Genomic DNA, 14835 nt, shown 5'->3' with positions numbered 1-14835 from the left:
TTTCCCACGAGGACTGACCAGTGGAAACACACGAGATCAACAAGCGGTTCCTGGCGCACTTCCAGGCCAAGGACCACACCCCGGTGCCCAGCGCGTCGCTGATCCTGGACGACCCGACGCTGCTGTTCGTCAACGCCGGCATGGTCCAGTTCAAGCCGTACTTCCTGGGCGAGGTGCCGCCGCCGTACCCGCGCGCGACCAGCATCCAGAAGTGCGTGCGCACCGGCGACATCGACGAGGTCGGCAAGACCACGCGGCACAACACGTTCTTCCAGATGGCCGGGAACTTCTCCTTCGGCGACTACTTCAAGGAAGGCGCCATCGCCAACGCCTGGGAGCTGATCACCAAGTCCCAGGACGACGGCGGCTTCGGCTTCGACCCGGACCGCATCTGGGTGACCGTCTACGAGAACGACTCGGAGGCGGCCGGCCTGTGGCAGAAGGTCGCCGGCATCCCGTCCGACCGCATCCAGGCGCGCGACGGCCGCGACAACTACTGGGACATGGGCGTGCCCGGTCCCGGCGGCCCGTGCTCGGAGATCTACTACGACCGCGGCCCGGAGTTCGGCCGCGACGGCGGCCCTGTCGTCGACGAGGACCGGTACCTGGAGATCTGGAACCTCGTGTTCATGCAGGACATCCGGGGTGAGCAGAGCCCGAAGTACGGCCACCCGCCGATCGGCGAGCTGCCGAAGAAGAACATCGACACCGGCATGGGCGTCGAGCGCGTCGCCTACCTGCTGCAGGGCGTGGAGAACGTCTACGAGACCGACCTCGTGCGCCCGGTGATCGCGCGCGCCGAGGAGTTCTCCGGCCGCCGCTACGGCGCGGACCACGCCGACGACGTCCGCTTCCGCGTCATCGCCGACCACGCCCGCTCCGGCGTGATGCTGATCGGCGACGGCGTGACCCCGGGCAACGAGGCGCGCGGCTACGTGCTGCGCCGCCTGCTGCGCCGCATCGTGCGCTCGGTGCGCCTGCTCGGCGTGCACGAGCCGGTGCTGCCCGAGTTCGCCGCGGTGGTGCGCGACGCGATGGCGCCGTCCTACCCGGAGATCGCGCGCGACTTCGACCGCATCAGCGAGGTCATGCGGGTCGAGGAGGAGGCGTTCCTGCAGACCCTGACCAGCGGGTCGCGGATCTTCGACCTCGCCGCTGAGGAGACGAAGAAGGCCGGCGGCAACGTGCTGGCCGGCGACCGCGCCTTCCAGCTGCACGACACCTACGGCTTCCCGATCGACCTCACCCTCGAAATGGCCTCCGAGCAGGGGCTGTCGGTGGACGAGGACGGCTTCCGGACGCTGATGGAGGAGCAGCGCCAGCGCGCGAAGGCCGACGCCGCGGCCCGCAAGAAGGGCCACGGCGACCTGTCGGTCTACCGCGAGCTGCTGGAGCGGCACGGCGAGACCGACTTCCTCGGTTACACCGACCTGCAGGCCACGGCCAAGGTCATCGGCCTGCTCAAGGACGGCCAGGGCGTGCCGGTCGTGCGCGAGGGCGACAAGGCCGAGCTGATCCTCGACCGCACCCCGTTCTACGCCGAAAGCGGTGGCCAGGTCGCCGACACCGGCGTCCTGCTGGGCTCCGGCGGCGAGGCCAAGGTCGTCGACGTGCAGAAGATCGTGCCCGGCCTGTGGGTGCACCGCGTCGAGGTGATCGCGGGCGAGATCGGCCTGGACACCGAGGTGACCGGCTCGGTCGACCAGACCCGCCGCGGTTCGATCGCGCGCTCGCACTCGGCCACCCACCTGGTGCACGCGGCGGTCCGCGGCGCCTACGGCCGCCGCGCCGCGCAGGCCGGTTCGCTGAACTCGCCCGGCCGCATGCGCTTCGACTTCACCACCCCCGGCCCGGTCTCCACCGACGTGCTGACGGAGGTCGAGGAGGAGGTCAACGACTACCTCCAGAACGACGTCGAGGTGCAGGCCTACACCACGACCAAGGACAAGGCGCTGGAGCTGGGCGCGGTCGCGTTGTTCGGCGAGAAGTACGGCGACAACGTCCGCGTCGTGGACATGGGCGAGTACTCGCGTGAGCTGTGCGGTGGCACGCACGTGGGCCGCATCGGCGAGCTGGGCTTGGTCAAGCTGGTCTCGGACTCCTCGATCGGGTCCGGCGTGCACCGCGTGGAGGCGCTGGTCGGCACCGACGCGCTCAAGCACGTGCGCAAGGAGCAGCTGCTGGTCTCGCAGCTGGCGAACACCTTCAAGGTGCCCAGCGACCAGCTGCCCTCCCGCATCGAGGACGTGCTGACCCGCCTGCGCAACGCGGAGAAGGAGATCGCCCAGCTGCGCACCCAGCAGGTGCTCGGCTCGGCAGGCTCGCTCGCGGACAAGGCCACCGACGTCCAGGGCGTGTCCGTGGTCGCGGAGAAGGTCGACGGCGACATCGACGCGGGCGCGCTGCGCTCGCTGGCCCAGGAGGTCCGCAACCGGCTCGGCTCGCGGCCCGGCGTGGTCGCGTTGTTCGCGCCGCAGGGCGAGAAGCTCAGCTTCGTGGTCGCGACCACGGCCGCGGCCCGCGACAAGGGCTTCGCGGCGGGCAAGCTGGTGCCCTCGTTCGCCGAGGCCGTCGGCGGCCGCGGCGGCGGCAAGCCGGACCTCGCGCAGGGCGGCGGCAGCAACCCGGCGGGCATCGAGCAGGCCATCACGGCGCTGCGTGGCGCGGTCGCGGCAGGGTGACGGCGCGGAAACCGGACCGCCCCGGGGAGCACGATCCCGGGGCAGGCCGGCGCCTGGCGGTCGATGTCGGATCGGTCCGGGTCGGTGTGGCGCTGAGCGATCCGGCCCCCATCCTCGCCAGCCCTCTGGTTACCCTGTCGCGTGATGCGAACAGCGACAGCGATCTCGAACAGCTTGCCGCACTGGTGGCCGAACACGAGGTGGTGGAGGTGATCGTGGGTCTGCCGCGCACGCTCGCCGACCGGCACGGACCGGCCGCGGAGATCGCCGCCGGCTACGCCGACGCCCTCGCCGGCCGCATCGCGCCGGTGCCGGTGCGGCTCGCCGACGAGCGCCTCACCACGGTCACCGCGTCCCGCATGCTGTCCCAGCGCGGCGTGAAGGGCCGCAAGCAGCGGGCGGTGGTCGACCAGGCCGCCGCCGTGGAGATCCTGCAGGCCTGGCTCGACGCCAGGGCCGCTCACCGCGCGCGGGCGGGTGAGGCATGACCAGCGAGCAGCCGCCGCGTCCCGGCCCGCCGCACCCCGGCGCGCCGCGCCGCCGTCCGGCCGTGCCCCCGCCGCCGCAGGTGCCGCCGCGTGGCGCGGACCGGCCGATGCCGGCCCGCCGTCCCGGCGTGCCGCGTCACGCCCGGCCCGAACCGCAGGCGCCTGCCACTCCGCCGACGCCTGCGGCGCCGCCCGCGCAGCCGCCGATGCCGCCGCGCCGTCCGCCCGCGCGCCGCCCGGCGCCGCCCGACCACGGCCTCGACCTGTTCGACGAGCGGCCTCCGCCGCCGCGTCCCCGCAGGCCGCGCCAGCCGCCGCCGGACGAGTCGCCCACCGAGATCATCCACCTCGAGGACGACTACGAGTACGACGACTACGACGACTACCCGGAGAACGCCGACGAGGAGCGCGCCGAGCCCGAGTACATCGAGCCGGCCGACGACGACGAACCGGCCGAGACGCGGCGCAAGCGCAAGCCGCTGCGCTGGCTGGTCGCGCTCGTCGTGCTCGCCCTGATCGGCGGCGGCGCCTGGTACGGCATCGACGCCGTGTTCGGCTACGACGACTTCGAGGGCAGCGGCGAGTCCGACGTGCTGATCGAGATCAGCGCGGGCGACTCGACCGGCGCGATCGGCCAGGAACTGGCCGGAGCCGGGGTGGTGGCCAGCGCGAAGGCGTTCGTGAAGGCCAGCGAGGACAACTCGAAGGTGCTGAGCCTGCAGCCCGGCTACTACGTCGTGAAGACGAAGATGTCCGGCGCCGCGGCGGTGGCCAAGCTGACCCAGGACGGTTCACGCGTCGGCGTCCTGCAGGTGCGCGCGGGCACCCAGCTGGACGACATCACGCAGCCCGACGGCACGGTCACGCCCGGCGTGTTCACGCTGCTGTCGAAGGCCTCGTGCGCCCAGCTGAACGGGCAGAGCACCTGCATCCCGGTGGAGCAGCTGCGCGACACCGCGGCCAAGGCCGACCTGGCGGCGCTCGGCGCGCCGGACTGGGCGGTGCCCGTGGTCTCCGGGTCGACCGACGCCCGCCGCATCGAGGGCCTGGTCGCGCCCGGCGTCTACGACGTCAAGCCCGGCTGGTCCGCCGAGGAGCTGCTCGGCTACGTGCTGAAGACGTCGGCCACCCGGATCCAGACGGCCGGGCTGACCGCGACGTCGAAGTTCCAGGGCCGCACGCCGTACGAGACGCTGATCGTCGCCTCGCTCATCGAGCGCGAGGGCGTCAAGCAGGACTTCGAGAACATCGGGCAGGTCATCTACAACCGGCTCACGCAGAACATGCGGCTGCAGCTGGACTCGACGGTGAACTACCTGCTGGACAAGCCGGTCGTGACCACCACCGACGACGACCGGAACCGGCCGGGCCCGTACAACACGTACAAGATCCCGGGGCTGCCGCCGACGCCGATCTCCTCGCCGAGCCCGGAGGCGATCCAGGCGGCCGAGGAGCCGACGCAGGGCACGTACGTGTACTTCGTGAAGTGCGAGAAGAACGGGCTGTCCTGCTTCGCGTCGGACCTCCCGGAGCACGAGCAGAACAAGACACTGGCGAGGCAGCGCGGTGCGTACTGAGCGCAAGGCGGCGGTGCTGGGCAAACCGGTGGCGCACTCGCTGTCGCCGGTGCTGCACACCGCCGCGTACGCCGCGCTCGGGCTGGACGGCTGGACCTACGAGCGCGTCGAGATGGACGCCGGGGGACTGCCCGGGTTCGTGCGCGGGCTCGGCCCGGAGTGGGCCGGCCTGTCGGTGACCATGCCGGGCAAGCGGGCCGCGCTGGATTTCGCGAACGAGGCCACGCCGCGGGCGGTGGCGGCGGGCGCGGCCAACACGCTGGTGCCGACCGCGGACGGCTGGCTGGCCGACTGCACGGACGTCGACGGCGTCGCCGGGGCGCTGCGCTGCGCCGGCGGGTTCACCGGCGGGGAGACCGGCCTGGTCCTCGGGGCGGGCGGCACGGCGGCCGCGACCGTCGTGGCGTTCGCGGAGCTGGGCATCCGGCGCGCGGTGCTGGTGGTCCGCGACCCGGCCAGGGCGCGGGAGACCGTCGAGGCGGCCGGCCGGGCCGGCGTCGAGGCGGACGTGCGCGTGTGGGCCTCGGCGGACTTCGGCAAGCTCGCCGCCGACTGCGCGGTGCTGGTGAGCACGGTGCCGCCCGCGGCGGTCGCGGAGCACGCGGCCGAGCTGGCCGCGGCGCCGTGCGTGCTGGACGTGATCTACCACCCGTGGCCGACGCCGCTGGCCGAGGCGGCCGCCGGACGGGTCGCCACCGGGCTGGACATGCTGCTGCACCAGGCGTTCGGCCAGGTCGAGCACTTCACCGGCAGGCCGGCGCCGCGCGAAGCGATGCGTGACGCGCTGCGGGAGGCGACGGGCGGCATCCTGCCGCTGCCCCTGGACTAGCGTGAGCACCATGAAGATCGTGGTGCTGGACGACTATCAGGACGTCGCGCGGAGCCTCGCGGACTGGGACTCGCTGGGAGCCGAGGTCGAGGTGATCACCTCGTACGTGGGCGACCACGACGAGCTGATCCGGCGGCTGGCCGGCGCTGAGGTCGTCGTCGCGATGCGGGAGCGCACCCGGTTCACCGCCGAGGTCCTGGAGCGGCTGCCCGACCTGAAGCTCCTGGTGAGCACCGGGCGCCGGAACGCGGCCATCGACCTCAAGGCCACCGAACGGCTGGGCATCACGGTCTGCGGCACCGGCTACCTGCCGCACCCCACGGCCGAGCACACCTGGGCGCTCGTCCTCGCCGCGCAGCGGCACCTGGAGACCGAGCTGGCCGCGATGCGGGACGGCGCGTGGCAGTCGACTGTCGGCATCGGACTGCACGGCAAGACGCTCGGCCTGCTCGGGCTCGGCAACCTCGGCCAGCGGGTGGCGCGCATCGGTCAGGCGTTCGGCATGGAAACCATTGCCTGGAGCCAGAACCTGACCGCGGAGCGCGCCGCCGAGCACGGCGTCACCGCGGTGTCCAAAGAGGACCTGTTCGCGCGGGCGGACGTCCTGTCCGTGCACCTGGTGCTGTCCAAGCGCACCCGCGGTCTGGTCGGGGCGGCCGAGCTGGCCGCGATGAAGCCGGGCGCGTTGCTGGTGAACACCTCGCGCGGGCCGATCATCGACGAGCAGGCGCTGCTGGACGTGTTGCGGGAGCGCCGCATCCGTGCCGCGCTGGACGTCTACGACATCGAGCCGCTGCCTGCCGACCACCCGCTGCGGGCGATGCGCAACGCGACGCTGACCCCGCACCTCGGCTACGTCACGCGTGAGGTGTACGAGATCTTCTACCGCGACGCGGTCGAGGACATCGCCGCGTGGCGGGACGGGAACCCGGTCCGGGTCATGACGCTGTGACCGGGGGCGCCTCCCCGGGCGGGAGGCGCCCCCGGCGGCTCAGCGGACGATCGTGCCGCTGGAGCTGATCCGGTTGCTGATGTTGGCGGAGAAGGACTGCACCTCGGCGTAGACGCCCGGGTAGTCCGGCCGGGCGCAGCCTTCGCCCCAGCTCACGATGCCGACCTCGACCCACTCGCCGGCCGCGTTCTGCTTGACCATCGGGCCGCCCGAGTCGCCCTGGCAGGTGTCGGTGCCGCCCTCCGGGTAGCCGGCGCACAGTTCGTAGGCCGGCTGCAGGTCGCTGCCGTAGGACCGCTGGCAGGTGGAGTCGCTGACGTAGGGCACGGTCGCGTACTTGAGGTAGCGCGACTGGCCGCCGCCCTCGACGGTGGCGCCCCAGCCCATGATCGTGAAGGTGCCGCTGTTGAGCGAGGTGTCGCCCGGCGCGGCGAACTTCAGCGTCGGGGCCGATGCCGCGGACGCCAGTTCGATCAGCGCCCAGTCCTGCGCGCCGGTGCTGGCGTACTGCGGGCTGCGGTAGACGTAGGTCGACTTGATCGACTGGCCCCCGCTCGCCTGCAGGTCCACCTTGCCGAGGGTGGCGGTGATGCTGGAGTTGGTGCCGGTCCGGCTGACGCAGTGCGCCGCGGTCAGGACGACGCGCGGTGCGACGAGCGCGCCGCCGCAGCCCATCGACAGCCGAACCATCCACGGGAACTGGCCCTGGGTGGCGTTGGTGCCGCCGACGACGAACGGGGTGACGGTGTCACCGGACGGCTGCGCGGCCTGCGCCGGGGTCAGCGCGGCGGTGAGCGCGGTGGCGAACGCGGCGGTCGCGAGAATGGCGCGCCGGAGCGTTTTCCCGATTGATTTCCGCAATTTCAGACCCCCGCCGTCTGACTGATCCAGGACCGGTTCGCGGCGACGCTGCCATAGATCTGGGAAGAACTGCCGTCCGCCATGGACGCGACACCCACCTGAACTCCATTGGCCATTTGGGGGCCGCCGGAATCGCCCTTCCAGGCCACGCCGCTCACGCCGGTGGAGCAGATCGCGCGGCCGCCGTAGGCGTCGGTGCAGCTGCCGCCGATCCGGGTGTTGCGCACGGTCGCGGTCTTCAGCTGTTCGGCCGCCGAGCCGTTGTAGCTGGTGCGGCCCCAGCCGTAGATGGAGTTGGTGCTGCTGACCGCCGGGTCCGCACTGGCCAGCCTGGCGTAGGTGGTGCTGATCGAGGTGCCGAGTTGGAGCAGGGCGAAGTCGGTGCTGGGGTTGGCGACCTGCCTGGTGACGGTCGCGGTGACGCCGCCGGAGGAGCGGTACACGCTGCCGACGCGCACGGTCATGCCGGAGCCGAGGCAGTGCTTGGCGGTGAGCACCCACCGGGACGCGATGATGGTGCCCGAGCAGTTGAACTGACCGTTCACGAACACGGCCGCCGCCCACGGCGCGCTCGAAACGGTGCTGCCGCCGATGATGAACGGTTCGACGGCCGGTCCCGCGGAGACCGCGGGAGCGGCGCCGCCGACGGCTATCCCGGCCGCGGCGGTGATTGCGGATATCCACCGGAAAATGCGCATGACGAATAAACCTCCGCAGGGGTGAGGTATTCGCGCCCGACGATGTGCGCGACAGGCAGAAGTTAGCGCGCGGAGAACCCGACGAAAGTCGTCAATCCGGTGTCACCGGCGGGAAAACACCCCGGATGGCCTACGACCAGTGGCCGGTTTTCGGCGCCGCCCCGAACGGCCGACACGACGCTCTCGGGCGCGAACACGCCGTGTTTTCCCGTCGGGCGGCCTGATTCGCCCTTCCCGCTGTCAGGCGGCGCGCAATTCCGCCAGCACCGCGTCGGTGAACGGGGGCCACGCCTCGATCGCCCACGGGCCGAAGTCCAGGTCCGTCAGCACGACGCACGCGGCGCTCGCGTCCGGGTCGACCCACAGGAACGTGCCGGACTGCCCGAAGTGCCCGAAGGTCCGCGGCGAGCTGTCCGCTCCCGTCCAGTGTGGACTCTTCGAGTCGCGGATTTCGAAGCCCAGCCCCCAGTCGTTGGGCTTCTGGTGCCCGAGTCCGGGCAGCACCCCGTTCAGCCCCGGGAACGCGACCGACGTGGCCGCGCGCAGGGTCGCCGGGTCGAGCAGCTTCGGCGCCTGCAACTCGGCCGCGAACCGCACCAGGTCGTCCACCGACGACACCCCGCCGGCGCCGGGGGAGCCCTCCAGCCGGGTCGACGTCATGCCCAGCGGGGCCAGCACCGCCTCGGACAGGTACCCGGCGAACGGGATGCCCGAGTGCTCGGCCAGCGCGTCGCCGAGGACCTGGAAACCGGCGTTGGAGTACATGCGCCGCGTGCCCGGCTGGGCCATCACGCGGTCGGAGTCGAAGCCAAGACCGGCGGTGTGCGCGAGCAGGTGCCGGATCGTCGACCCCTCCGGCCCGGCAGGCGTGTCCAGCTCGACCACGCCCTCCTCGACCGCGATCAGCGCCGCGTACGCGGTGAGCAGCTTGGTCACCGAGGCCAGCCGGAACGTGCGCGCGGTGTCGCCGTGGCTGCCGGCCACCGTTCCGTCCGCCCGCACCACGGCCGCCGCCGCGTGCGGGGCTGGCCACTGATCGATCCGCTCCAGGCTCCGCATACCCAAAGCCTAAACGGCGGCTGTCCCGCGCCGGGGACAGCCGCCGTCGGATCAGGCGTCGAGGTCGCTGGCGACCAGCTCGGCGACCGCGTCGACCGCGGCCTCCGCGCCATCGCCCTCGGCGGCGATGACCACTTCGTCACCGTGGCCCGCCGCCAGCGTCATCAGACTGAGCAGGCTCCCGGCGGGCACCGGCGCGCCGCCGTCCTTGGCGATCGTCACCGGCACCGCCTGCGCGGCCGCGGTCTTCGCGACCAGGGCGGCCGGCCGGGCGTGCAGGCCCACCTTGCTGGCGACGGTCACACGTCGTTCCGCCATGTTCGACCTCTCCTCACTTGCTGGGCGTGCCGGCGTCGGCGGACGGCTGTTCGGCGTCGTCCTCCCGGCCCGGCGTGCGCAGGTTCCACTTCGTGATCACCCACCGGAACAGGAAGTAGTAGATCACCGCGTACACCAGGCCGATCGGGATCAGCAGCCACGCCCGGTTCGCCGCGGGCGCCGACGAGTTGAGCGCGAAGTCGATGAACCCGGCCGAGAACGAGAACCCGAGGTGGATGTCCAGCGCGTTGCAGATGGCCAGCGACAGGCCGGTCAGGACCGCGTGGATCAGGTACAGCGGCCACGCCACGAACATGAACGCGAACTCGATCGGCTCGGTCACACCGGTCAGGAACGAGGTGACCGCACCGGCGATCATGATGCCGCCGACGACCTTGCGCTGACCCGGCCGCGCCGTCTGCCAGATCGCCAGCGCGGCGGCGGGCAGCGCGAACATGAAGATCGGGAAGAAGCCGGTGGTGAACGCGCCGGCGTTGGGGTCGCCCGCGAAGAAGTTGGTGATGTCACCGCCGTCGAAGATGAACCACACCGGCACGTTGATCAGCTGGTGCAGGCCGATCGGCAGCAGCAGGCGGTTGAGCAGGCCGTAGATCCCGCCGCCCACGACGGCGTTGCCGGTCACCGCGTCACCGAGCCACTGCATCGCGTTGTCCACGGCCGGGAAGATCAGGCCGAACACGACACCGATCAGCAGCAGCGCAACCGAGTTGATGATCGGCACGAACCGGCGGCCGCCGAAGAACGCCAGGTACGGCGGCAGTTTCACGCGGTGGAAGCGCTGCCACAGCACCGCGGTGACCAGGCCGACCACGATGCCGCCCAGCACGCTGTAGGGCCATTTGATGGGCTGCAGGTACCAGCCCTCCTTGAAGCCCTCCAGGTCGCTGACCGGCGCGAACACCTGCACGACCTTGTTGAACACCACGAACCCGACGACGGCGGCGACACCGGTCGAGCCGTCGCCCTTGCGCGCGAAGCCGACGGCGATGCCGACCGCGAACAGCAGCGGCAGCCAGTCGAACAGGCCACCGCCCGCCGCGGCGAGCACGGCGGCGACCTTGTCCCAGCCAAGGCCGTCCTTGCCGAGCAGGTCGTCCTGCCCGAGGCGGCTCAGCAGGCCTGCGGCGGGCAGGGTGGCGATCGGGAGCATGAGGCTGCGGCCGAAGCGCTGCAGCCCCGCCATCCCCCTCCCTTTGCCCTTGGTTCCATCTGCGACGGTGGCGCTCACGGGTTACCTCCGTGTTCGGCGGGGACTGTGCGATCGAGTTGCATGGACACCTCGTACCGGTCGCCCCGGTACCACGAGGTCATGTCCTCCACGGGGACTCTGGACGCGCTGGAGACCCGGCGGAAGACCAGGAGCGGGTCGCCGGCGCGGATGCCGAGCAGGCGCGCCGTCTCCCGGTCCGCCGCTTCCGACCACACCGTCTGGCGGGCGTGGTCCAAGCGGAGGTCGTAGCGCTGCGCGAGTTGCTCGTACAGCGAGGAGGTCAGGTCCAGATCCGGCAGCCCGGGCACCCGGCCGGGGTGGTACCAGCCGCGCTCGACGGCCAGCGGGGTGCCGTCCGCGCGGCGGCGGCGCACCAGACGGTACGCCTGCTCGCGCGTGCCCAGGCCGAGCGCGCCCGCCGTCTCCGCGGGCGGGGTCTCCAGCCCGCAGTGCAGCAGCTCGGTGGCCGGCGTCAGGCCGCGGCGGCGCATGTCGTCGGTGAACGACATCAGGTACAGCTGCAGCTCCATGCGCCGCGTCGCGGTGAAGGTGCCCTTCCCGCGGGCGCGGGTGAGCAGGCCTTCCTCGACGAGCTTGCCGATCGCGGAGCGGACCGTCAGCCGGGACACCCGGTAGCGCTCGGCCAGCTCGCGCTCCGACGGGATCGGCGACCCCGGCGGCAGCTCGCGCTCGATCGAGCGCCGCAGGATCTCGCGCAGCTGCGCGTGTTTCGGCGTCGGCCCGTCCACCACGCGGTCGGCGGTGGTCGCGGTCTGCGCCATGCCACCTCCAGGTTTCGGGTTGGTTTCCGGGGTCGCACCGGCGGCCCGTAATTGGTACGTTCCGGTCTAGACCATTTCTTGATGGGGCAGAATGCTCCGCTACCCGGGCGGGTGTCAACCACCGTTACGGGTTCGTGTTCGGCAAGCAGAGAAGGAGGCCGCCGTGGCGGACGACAGGCCGGAAAAGATCCTCGCGGCACTGGGCGGCGCGGACAACGTCGTCGAGATCGAAGGCTGCATCACGCGGCTGCGGTGCGAACTCGAGGACGGCTCGCTGGTGGACGAGGCCGCGCTGAAGGCGGCAGGCGCGCACGGCGTGATGAAGATGGGGTCGGTCGTGCAGGTCGTCGTCGGCCCGGAGGCGGACACGATCGCCAGCGACATCCAGGACCTGATGTGAGCGTGACCGTGCAGAGCCCGGTGCCCGGCCGGGTCACGCCCATGTCCGAGGTGCCGGACCCGGTGTTCGCGCAGTCGATGGTCGGGCCCGGGGTCGCGGTGCTGCCCGCGGGCGGGCGGCAGGACGCGCTCAGCCCGGTCGACGGGACTGTGGTGACGCTGCACCCGCACGCGTTCGTCGTCGCGACCGCGGGTGGTCAGGGCGTGCTGGTGCACCTGGGCATCGACACGGTGAAGCAGAAGGGTGAGGGCTTCACGCTGCACGTCGTGAAGGGCGAATCGGTGCGCGCCGGGCAGCCGCTGATCAGCTGGGACCCGGACGCGGTCGCCGCGGCGGGGTACTCACCGGTGGTGCCGGTGGTGGCGCTCGACGCGGACGCCGAGGCGCTGTCGGGAGTGCTCACCGGCGGCTCCGTCGACGCCGGCGAGCAGCTCTTCACCTGGGATTAGGCGCCGCTCGGGCGGAGCGGGCCGCGATCCCTAGGCCGTCACGACGTTCTGGCCCTCGACCTTGACCGGGATGGGGGAGAGGCCGGTGTCCGCCGGGCCCTTCTCCAGCGCACCGGTCAGGGTGTCGAACTCCGAGCCGTGCAGCGGGCACTTGATGGCGTCGCCCTCGGGGGCCACCGTCGCGCCCTGGTGCGGGCACACGGCGCTGAAGCAGGCGGCGGTGGTCTCGGTGGGCCGGGCCAGGATGGCGGGCTTGCCGTCGACCGTGACCGACTTGGCCTGGCCGACCGGGACGTCGTTCAGCGCCGCGACGGTGGTGCCGGACGGGGCGGACGGGGCCGAGCCGGTGTTCTGGCTGCTTCCGGACGTGCCGCTGTCGCTGCCGCCGCAGGCGGCCAGGACCACGGTGCCCGCGGCGGCGCCGGCCACGGCGACCCCGGTCGTCAGGACGGTACGGCGGGTGGGTGAGTGAGCAGTCATGCCCCGTGACACGGTCGCGGTCCCGGCTCGGTTCAATCCGGCGGCGGATTGAACCCGATCGCGTTCCGCCCCGTGGTGAACGGGTGCAAGGATCGCCGGTGGAGGAGGTCGGGTCATGGTGGCGTGGCTGTTGCGGATCCTGGTGGTCCTCGGACTGCTGGGGTCGGCCTGGGTGCACTGGGACCTGTGGGCCAACGAGGGCTTCGACGAGATCGCGACGATCGGGCCGTTGTTCCTGGTCAACGTCGTCGCCGGGGTGGTCATCGCGGTGGCGGTGCTGTTCTGGCACCACTGGCTGCCGGTGCTGGCCGCGATCGGGTTCGGCGCGGTCACGCTGGCCGCGTACCTGATCTCGCTGACGCCCGGCGGGTTGTTCGGGGTGCGGGAGCAGTTCGCCACGTCCGCGGAGACCTGGGGCGTGATCACCGAAGCCGGGTGCGTGGTGTTCGGCGTGGCGTTGCTGTTCGCGCAGCGGGTCCGGCGGAAGCAGGGCGTGCTGGCGTGAGCGACGGCGCGGAAGACCAGTTGATGCGGGCGCTGCACGACGACCACGCGGCCGCTCTCTGGTCCTACGCGCTGCGGCTGACCGGCGGTGACCGGGCCCGGGCCGAGGACGTGGTGCAGGAGACGTTGCTGCGGGCCTGGAAGCACCCGCGGGTGCTGGATCAGACGCAGGGCTCGGCGCGGGCGTGGCTGTTCACGGTGGCGCGGCGGATCGCGATCGACGACTGGCGGTCGGCCGCGCACCGCTCCGAGGTGACCACCGATTCGCCGCCCGAGCTGGTCACGCCGGACGACACCGACCGGGCGTTGCAGGGCTGGCTGGTGGCGGAGGCGTTGAAGGAGTTGTCCACGGCGCACCGCGAGGTGCTGCTGCTGTGTTACTTCCAGGGTTTCTCGGTCGCCGACGCGGCCGCGAGGCTCGGGATTTCCGCCGGGACGGTGAAGTCCCGGACGCACTACGCGCTGCGGGCGTTGAAGCTCGCGCTGGAGGAGAAGGGGGTGACCCGGTGACCGAGCCCGACGAGTTCGTGACCTACGACGCGGCGTACGTGCTGGGCGCCCTGTCCCCGGAGGACCGCGCGGCGTACGAGGAGCACCTGCGCGGCTGTGCGCGGTGTTCCGCGGCGGTGGCGGAGCTGGCCGGCTTGCCCGGGCTGTTGTCGCAGGTGACGCCGGACATGGTCGAGGGGGAGCCGCCACCGGACCGCTTGTTGCCTGCGTTGTTGCGCGGGGTGCGCCGCGCCCGGCGGCGGCGGGTGGTGACGACGTTCGGGGTGGCGGTGGCCGCGGCGGCGGCGGTGCTGGCGGCGATCTTCGTGCCCCAGCCCGACGGCGGCGGTGGGACGGCCATGACGCCGCTGGGCGCGTACCCGGTCCAGGCGACGGCCGCGGTGGCCGAGGTGTCCGGTGGCAGCCGCGTCGACATGTCGTGCAGCTACCGGGGCGCCTACCAGGGCGCGGGGTACCTGCTGGTGGCCATCCGGGCGGACGGATCGGAGGCCCAGCTGGCGACGTGGAACGCCACCCCCGACCGGGACGCCCGCATCTCGGTCGGCACGGATTTGCCGCCGGAGGAGATCAAGGCGCTGGAGATCCGCACGACCGGAGGGGTGCCGCTCCTGCGGTGGCATCCGTGAGGTGAGTGGGGTGTTGTGCCGCGCTCGCGGATCTTCATGCCCGCGCTTGAAGGTTCCGCCGCGCTTTGTTTTTCGCCCTGCGAAAATTTTCCGCCGCGCCTGAAGATCTCGTCGCGCCTTGAATTTGCGCCTTGCCCCAGTTGCCCGCCAGACCTCACCTGTCGATGGGTCGTGAATCTCGTGCCGCGCCTTTAATCTCCAGAGCGCGCCTCCAGTTTTCCCGCCGCGTCTACAGTTTCTTGACACCCCTCGGCTTCCCGCCCTGCCTCAGGTGTCTGCCGCGCTTTGGCTTCCTGCCCTGCCTCAGGTGTCTGCCGCGCTTTGGCTTCCTGCCCTGCCTCAGGTGTCTGCCGCGCTTTGGCTTCCCGCGCTGCCTCAGGTGCCTGCCGC

At 71.9% G+C, this 14835-nt stretch carries 17 protein-coding genes; 10 read left to right on the top strand and 7 right to left on the bottom strand.

Going from position 1 to position 14835, the window contains the following annotated elements; all coding sequences use genetic code 11:
* The first annotated feature begins 20 nt into the window (after positions 1-20).
* The 5 genes from alaS to ABZ215_RS19200 are packed head-to-tail and all read left to right on the top strand — an operon-like array spanning position 21 to position 6527.
* Positions 21-2681: an alanine--tRNA ligase gene (alaS, locus tag ABZ215_RS19220; protein ID WP_020422111.1), complete on the top strand. Its 2661-nt coding sequence runs from the start codon at positions 21-23 to the stop codon at positions 2679-2681.
* Positions 2678-3169 carry a Holliday junction resolvase RuvX gene (gene ruvX, locus ABZ215_RS19215; RefSeq protein ID WP_017983106.1) on the top strand — a complete coding sequence of 164 codons (492 nt, stop codon included), beginning with the start codon at positions 2678-2680 and terminating at the stop codon, positions 3167-3169. The genes alaS and ruvX overlap by 4 nt, the downstream gene beginning before the upstream one ends.
* Positions 3166-4746, top strand: a complete 1581-nt coding sequence (gene mltG / locus ABZ215_RS19210) for an endolytic transglycosylase MltG (protein ID WP_354950548.1) — start codon at positions 3166-3168, stop codon at positions 4744-4746. Before ruvX ends, mltG begins: the two co-directional genes overlap by 4 nt.
* Positions 4747-4759: 13 nt before the next feature.
* The gene (locus ABZ215_RS19205; protein ID WP_354950609.1) at positions 4760-5575 is read left to right on the top strand and encodes a shikimate dehydrogenase; all 816 of its coding nucleotides are present in this window, start codon (positions 4760-4762) and stop codon (positions 5573-5575) included.
* A gap of 10 nt (positions 5576-5585) precedes the next feature.
* Positions 5586-6527, top strand: a complete 942-nt coding sequence (locus ABZ215_RS19200) for a D-2-hydroxyacid dehydrogenase family protein (protein ID WP_354950546.1) — start codon at positions 5586-5588, stop codon at positions 6525-6527.
* A gap of 39 nt (positions 6528-6566) precedes the next feature.
* Here ABZ215_RS19200 and ABZ215_RS19195 read toward each other — a convergent pair whose 3' ends face one another.
* The 6 genes from ABZ215_RS19195 to ABZ215_RS19170 all read right to left on the bottom strand — a co-directional run bounded on the left by ABZ215_RS19195 (position 6567) and on the right by ABZ215_RS19170 (position 11476).
* Complete coding sequence (locus ABZ215_RS19195) at positions 6567-7388, bottom strand: serine protease (protein WP_354950544.1); 822 nt, start codon at positions 7386-7388, stop codon at positions 6567-6569.
* A gap of 2 nt (positions 7389-7390) precedes the next feature.
* A complete protein-coding gene (locus tag ABZ215_RS19190; protein WP_354950542.1) occupies positions 7391-8086 on the bottom strand; it encodes a DUF1986 domain-containing protein in 696 nt (231 codons plus the stop codon).
* 240 nt (positions 8087-8326) lie between these two features.
* Positions 8327-9145, bottom strand: a complete 819-nt coding sequence (locus ABZ215_RS19185; RefSeq protein ID WP_354950540.1) for a serine hydrolase domain-containing protein — start codon at positions 9143-9145, stop codon at positions 8327-8329.
* A 51-nt stretch (positions 9146-9196) separates the two neighbouring features.
* On the bottom strand, positions 9197-9463 hold the full coding sequence (locus tag ABZ215_RS19180) for an HPr family phosphocarrier protein (RefSeq protein ID WP_027936689.1): 267 nt from the start codon (positions 9461-9463) through the stop codon (positions 9197-9199).
* Positions 9464-9476: 13 nt separating this feature from the next.
* On the bottom strand, positions 9477-10667 hold the full coding sequence (locus ABZ215_RS19175; protein WP_020423434.1) for a PTS transporter subunit EIIC: 1191 nt from the start codon (positions 10665-10667) through the stop codon (positions 9477-9479).
* Between the two features lie 41 nt (positions 10668-10708).
* Positions 10709-11476 carry a GntR family transcriptional regulator gene (locus ABZ215_RS19170; RefSeq protein WP_354950538.1) on the bottom strand — a complete coding sequence of 256 codons (768 nt, stop codon included), beginning with the start codon at positions 11474-11476 and terminating at the stop codon, positions 10709-10711.
* A gap of 91 nt (positions 11477-11567) precedes the next feature.
* Between ABZ215_RS19170 and ABZ215_RS19165 the strand changes: the two genes are divergently transcribed.
* Complete coding sequence (locus ABZ215_RS19165; protein WP_268246446.1) at positions 11568-11876, top strand: PTS glucose/sucrose transporter subunit IIB; 309 nt, start codon at positions 11568-11570, stop codon at positions 11874-11876.
* The gene (locus ABZ215_RS19160; protein ID WP_020423432.1) at positions 11873-12325 is read left to right on the top strand and encodes a PTS glucose transporter subunit IIA; all 453 of its coding nucleotides are present in this window, start codon (positions 11873-11875) and stop codon (positions 12323-12325) included. The genes ABZ215_RS19165 and ABZ215_RS19160 overlap by 4 nt, the downstream gene beginning before the upstream one ends.
* Positions 12326-12355: 30 nt before the next feature.
* On the opposite strand, the gene ABZ215_RS19155 is transcribed toward ABZ215_RS19160, so the two are convergent.
* Positions 12356-12805, bottom strand: a complete 450-nt coding sequence (locus ABZ215_RS19155) for a Rieske (2Fe-2S) protein (RefSeq protein ID WP_027936687.1) — start codon at positions 12803-12805, stop codon at positions 12356-12358.
* A 115-nt stretch (positions 12806-12920) separates the two neighbouring features.
* On the opposite strand from ABZ215_RS19155, the gene ABZ215_RS19150 reads away from it, so the two are divergent.
* The 3 genes from ABZ215_RS19150 to ABZ215_RS19140 are packed head-to-tail and all read left to right on the top strand — an operon-like array spanning position 12921 to position 14445.
* A complete protein-coding gene (locus tag ABZ215_RS19150) occupies positions 12921-13310 on the top strand; it encodes a hypothetical protein (protein ID WP_020423430.1) in 390 nt (129 codons plus the stop codon).
* On the top strand, positions 13307-13819 hold the full coding sequence (locus tag ABZ215_RS19145) for a sigma-70 family RNA polymerase sigma factor (protein ID WP_020423429.1): 513 nt from the start codon (positions 13307-13309) through the stop codon (positions 13817-13819). The genes ABZ215_RS19150 and ABZ215_RS19145 overlap by 4 nt, the downstream gene beginning before the upstream one ends.
* On the top strand, positions 13816-14445 hold the full coding sequence (locus ABZ215_RS19140) for a zf-HC2 domain-containing protein (protein WP_020423428.1): 630 nt from the start codon (positions 13816-13818) through the stop codon (positions 14443-14445). Before ABZ215_RS19145 ends, ABZ215_RS19140 begins: the two co-directional genes overlap by 4 nt.
* The last annotated feature ends 390 nt before the right edge of the window (positions 14446-14835 follow it).

Origin of the sequence: Amycolatopsis sp. NPDC006131 (assembly GCF_040614175.1) — a bacterium.
Classification (GTDB): Bacteria; Actinomycetota; Actinomycetes; order Mycobacteriales; family Pseudonocardiaceae; genus Amycolatopsis_E; species Amycolatopsis_E tucumanensis.
The sequence above is the reverse complement of the archived record's forward strand: the minus strand, read 5'-3'. Positions and strand labels throughout refer to the sequence as shown.

Bases quoted from the DNA above. Each gene is read 5' to 3' on its own strand.
- mltG (WP_354950548.1), top strand. From the start codon at position 3,166: ATGACCAGCGAGCAGCCGCCGCGTCCCGGCCCGCCGCACCCCGGCGCG.
- ABZ215_RS19200 (WP_354950546.1), top strand. From the start codon at position 5,586: ATGAAGATCGTGGTGCTGGACGACTATCAGGACGTCGCGCGGAGCCTC.
- ABZ215_RS19190 (WP_354950542.1), bottom strand. From the start codon at position 8,086: ATGCGCATTTTCCGGTGGATATCCGCAATCACCGCCGCGGCCGGGATA.
- ABZ215_RS19185 (WP_354950540.1), bottom strand. From the start codon at position 9,145: ATGCGGAGCCTGGAGCGGATCGATCAGTGGCCAGCCCCGCACGCGGCG.
- ABZ215_RS19180 (WP_027936689.1), bottom strand. From the start codon at position 9,463: ATGGCGGAACGACGTGTGACCGTCGCCAGCAAGGTGGGCCTGCACGCC.
- ABZ215_RS19175 (WP_020423434.1), bottom strand. From the start codon at position 10,667: ATGGCGGGGCTGCAGCGCTTCGGCCGCAGCCTCATGCTCCCGATCGCC.
- ABZ215_RS19170 (WP_354950538.1), bottom strand. From the start codon at position 11,476: ATGGCGCAGACCGCGACCACCGCCGACCGCGTGGTGGACGGGCCGACG.
- ABZ215_RS19165 (WP_268246446.1), top strand. From the start codon at position 11,568: ATGCTCCGCTACCCGGGCGGGTGTCAACCACCGTTACGGGTTCGTGTT.
- ABZ215_RS19155 (WP_027936687.1), bottom strand. From the start codon at position 12,805: ATGACTGCTCACTCACCCACCCGCCGTACCGTCCTGACGACCGGGGTC.
- ABZ215_RS19150 (WP_020423430.1), top strand. From the start codon at position 12,921: ATGGTGGCGTGGCTGTTGCGGATCCTGGTGGTCCTCGGACTGCTGGGG.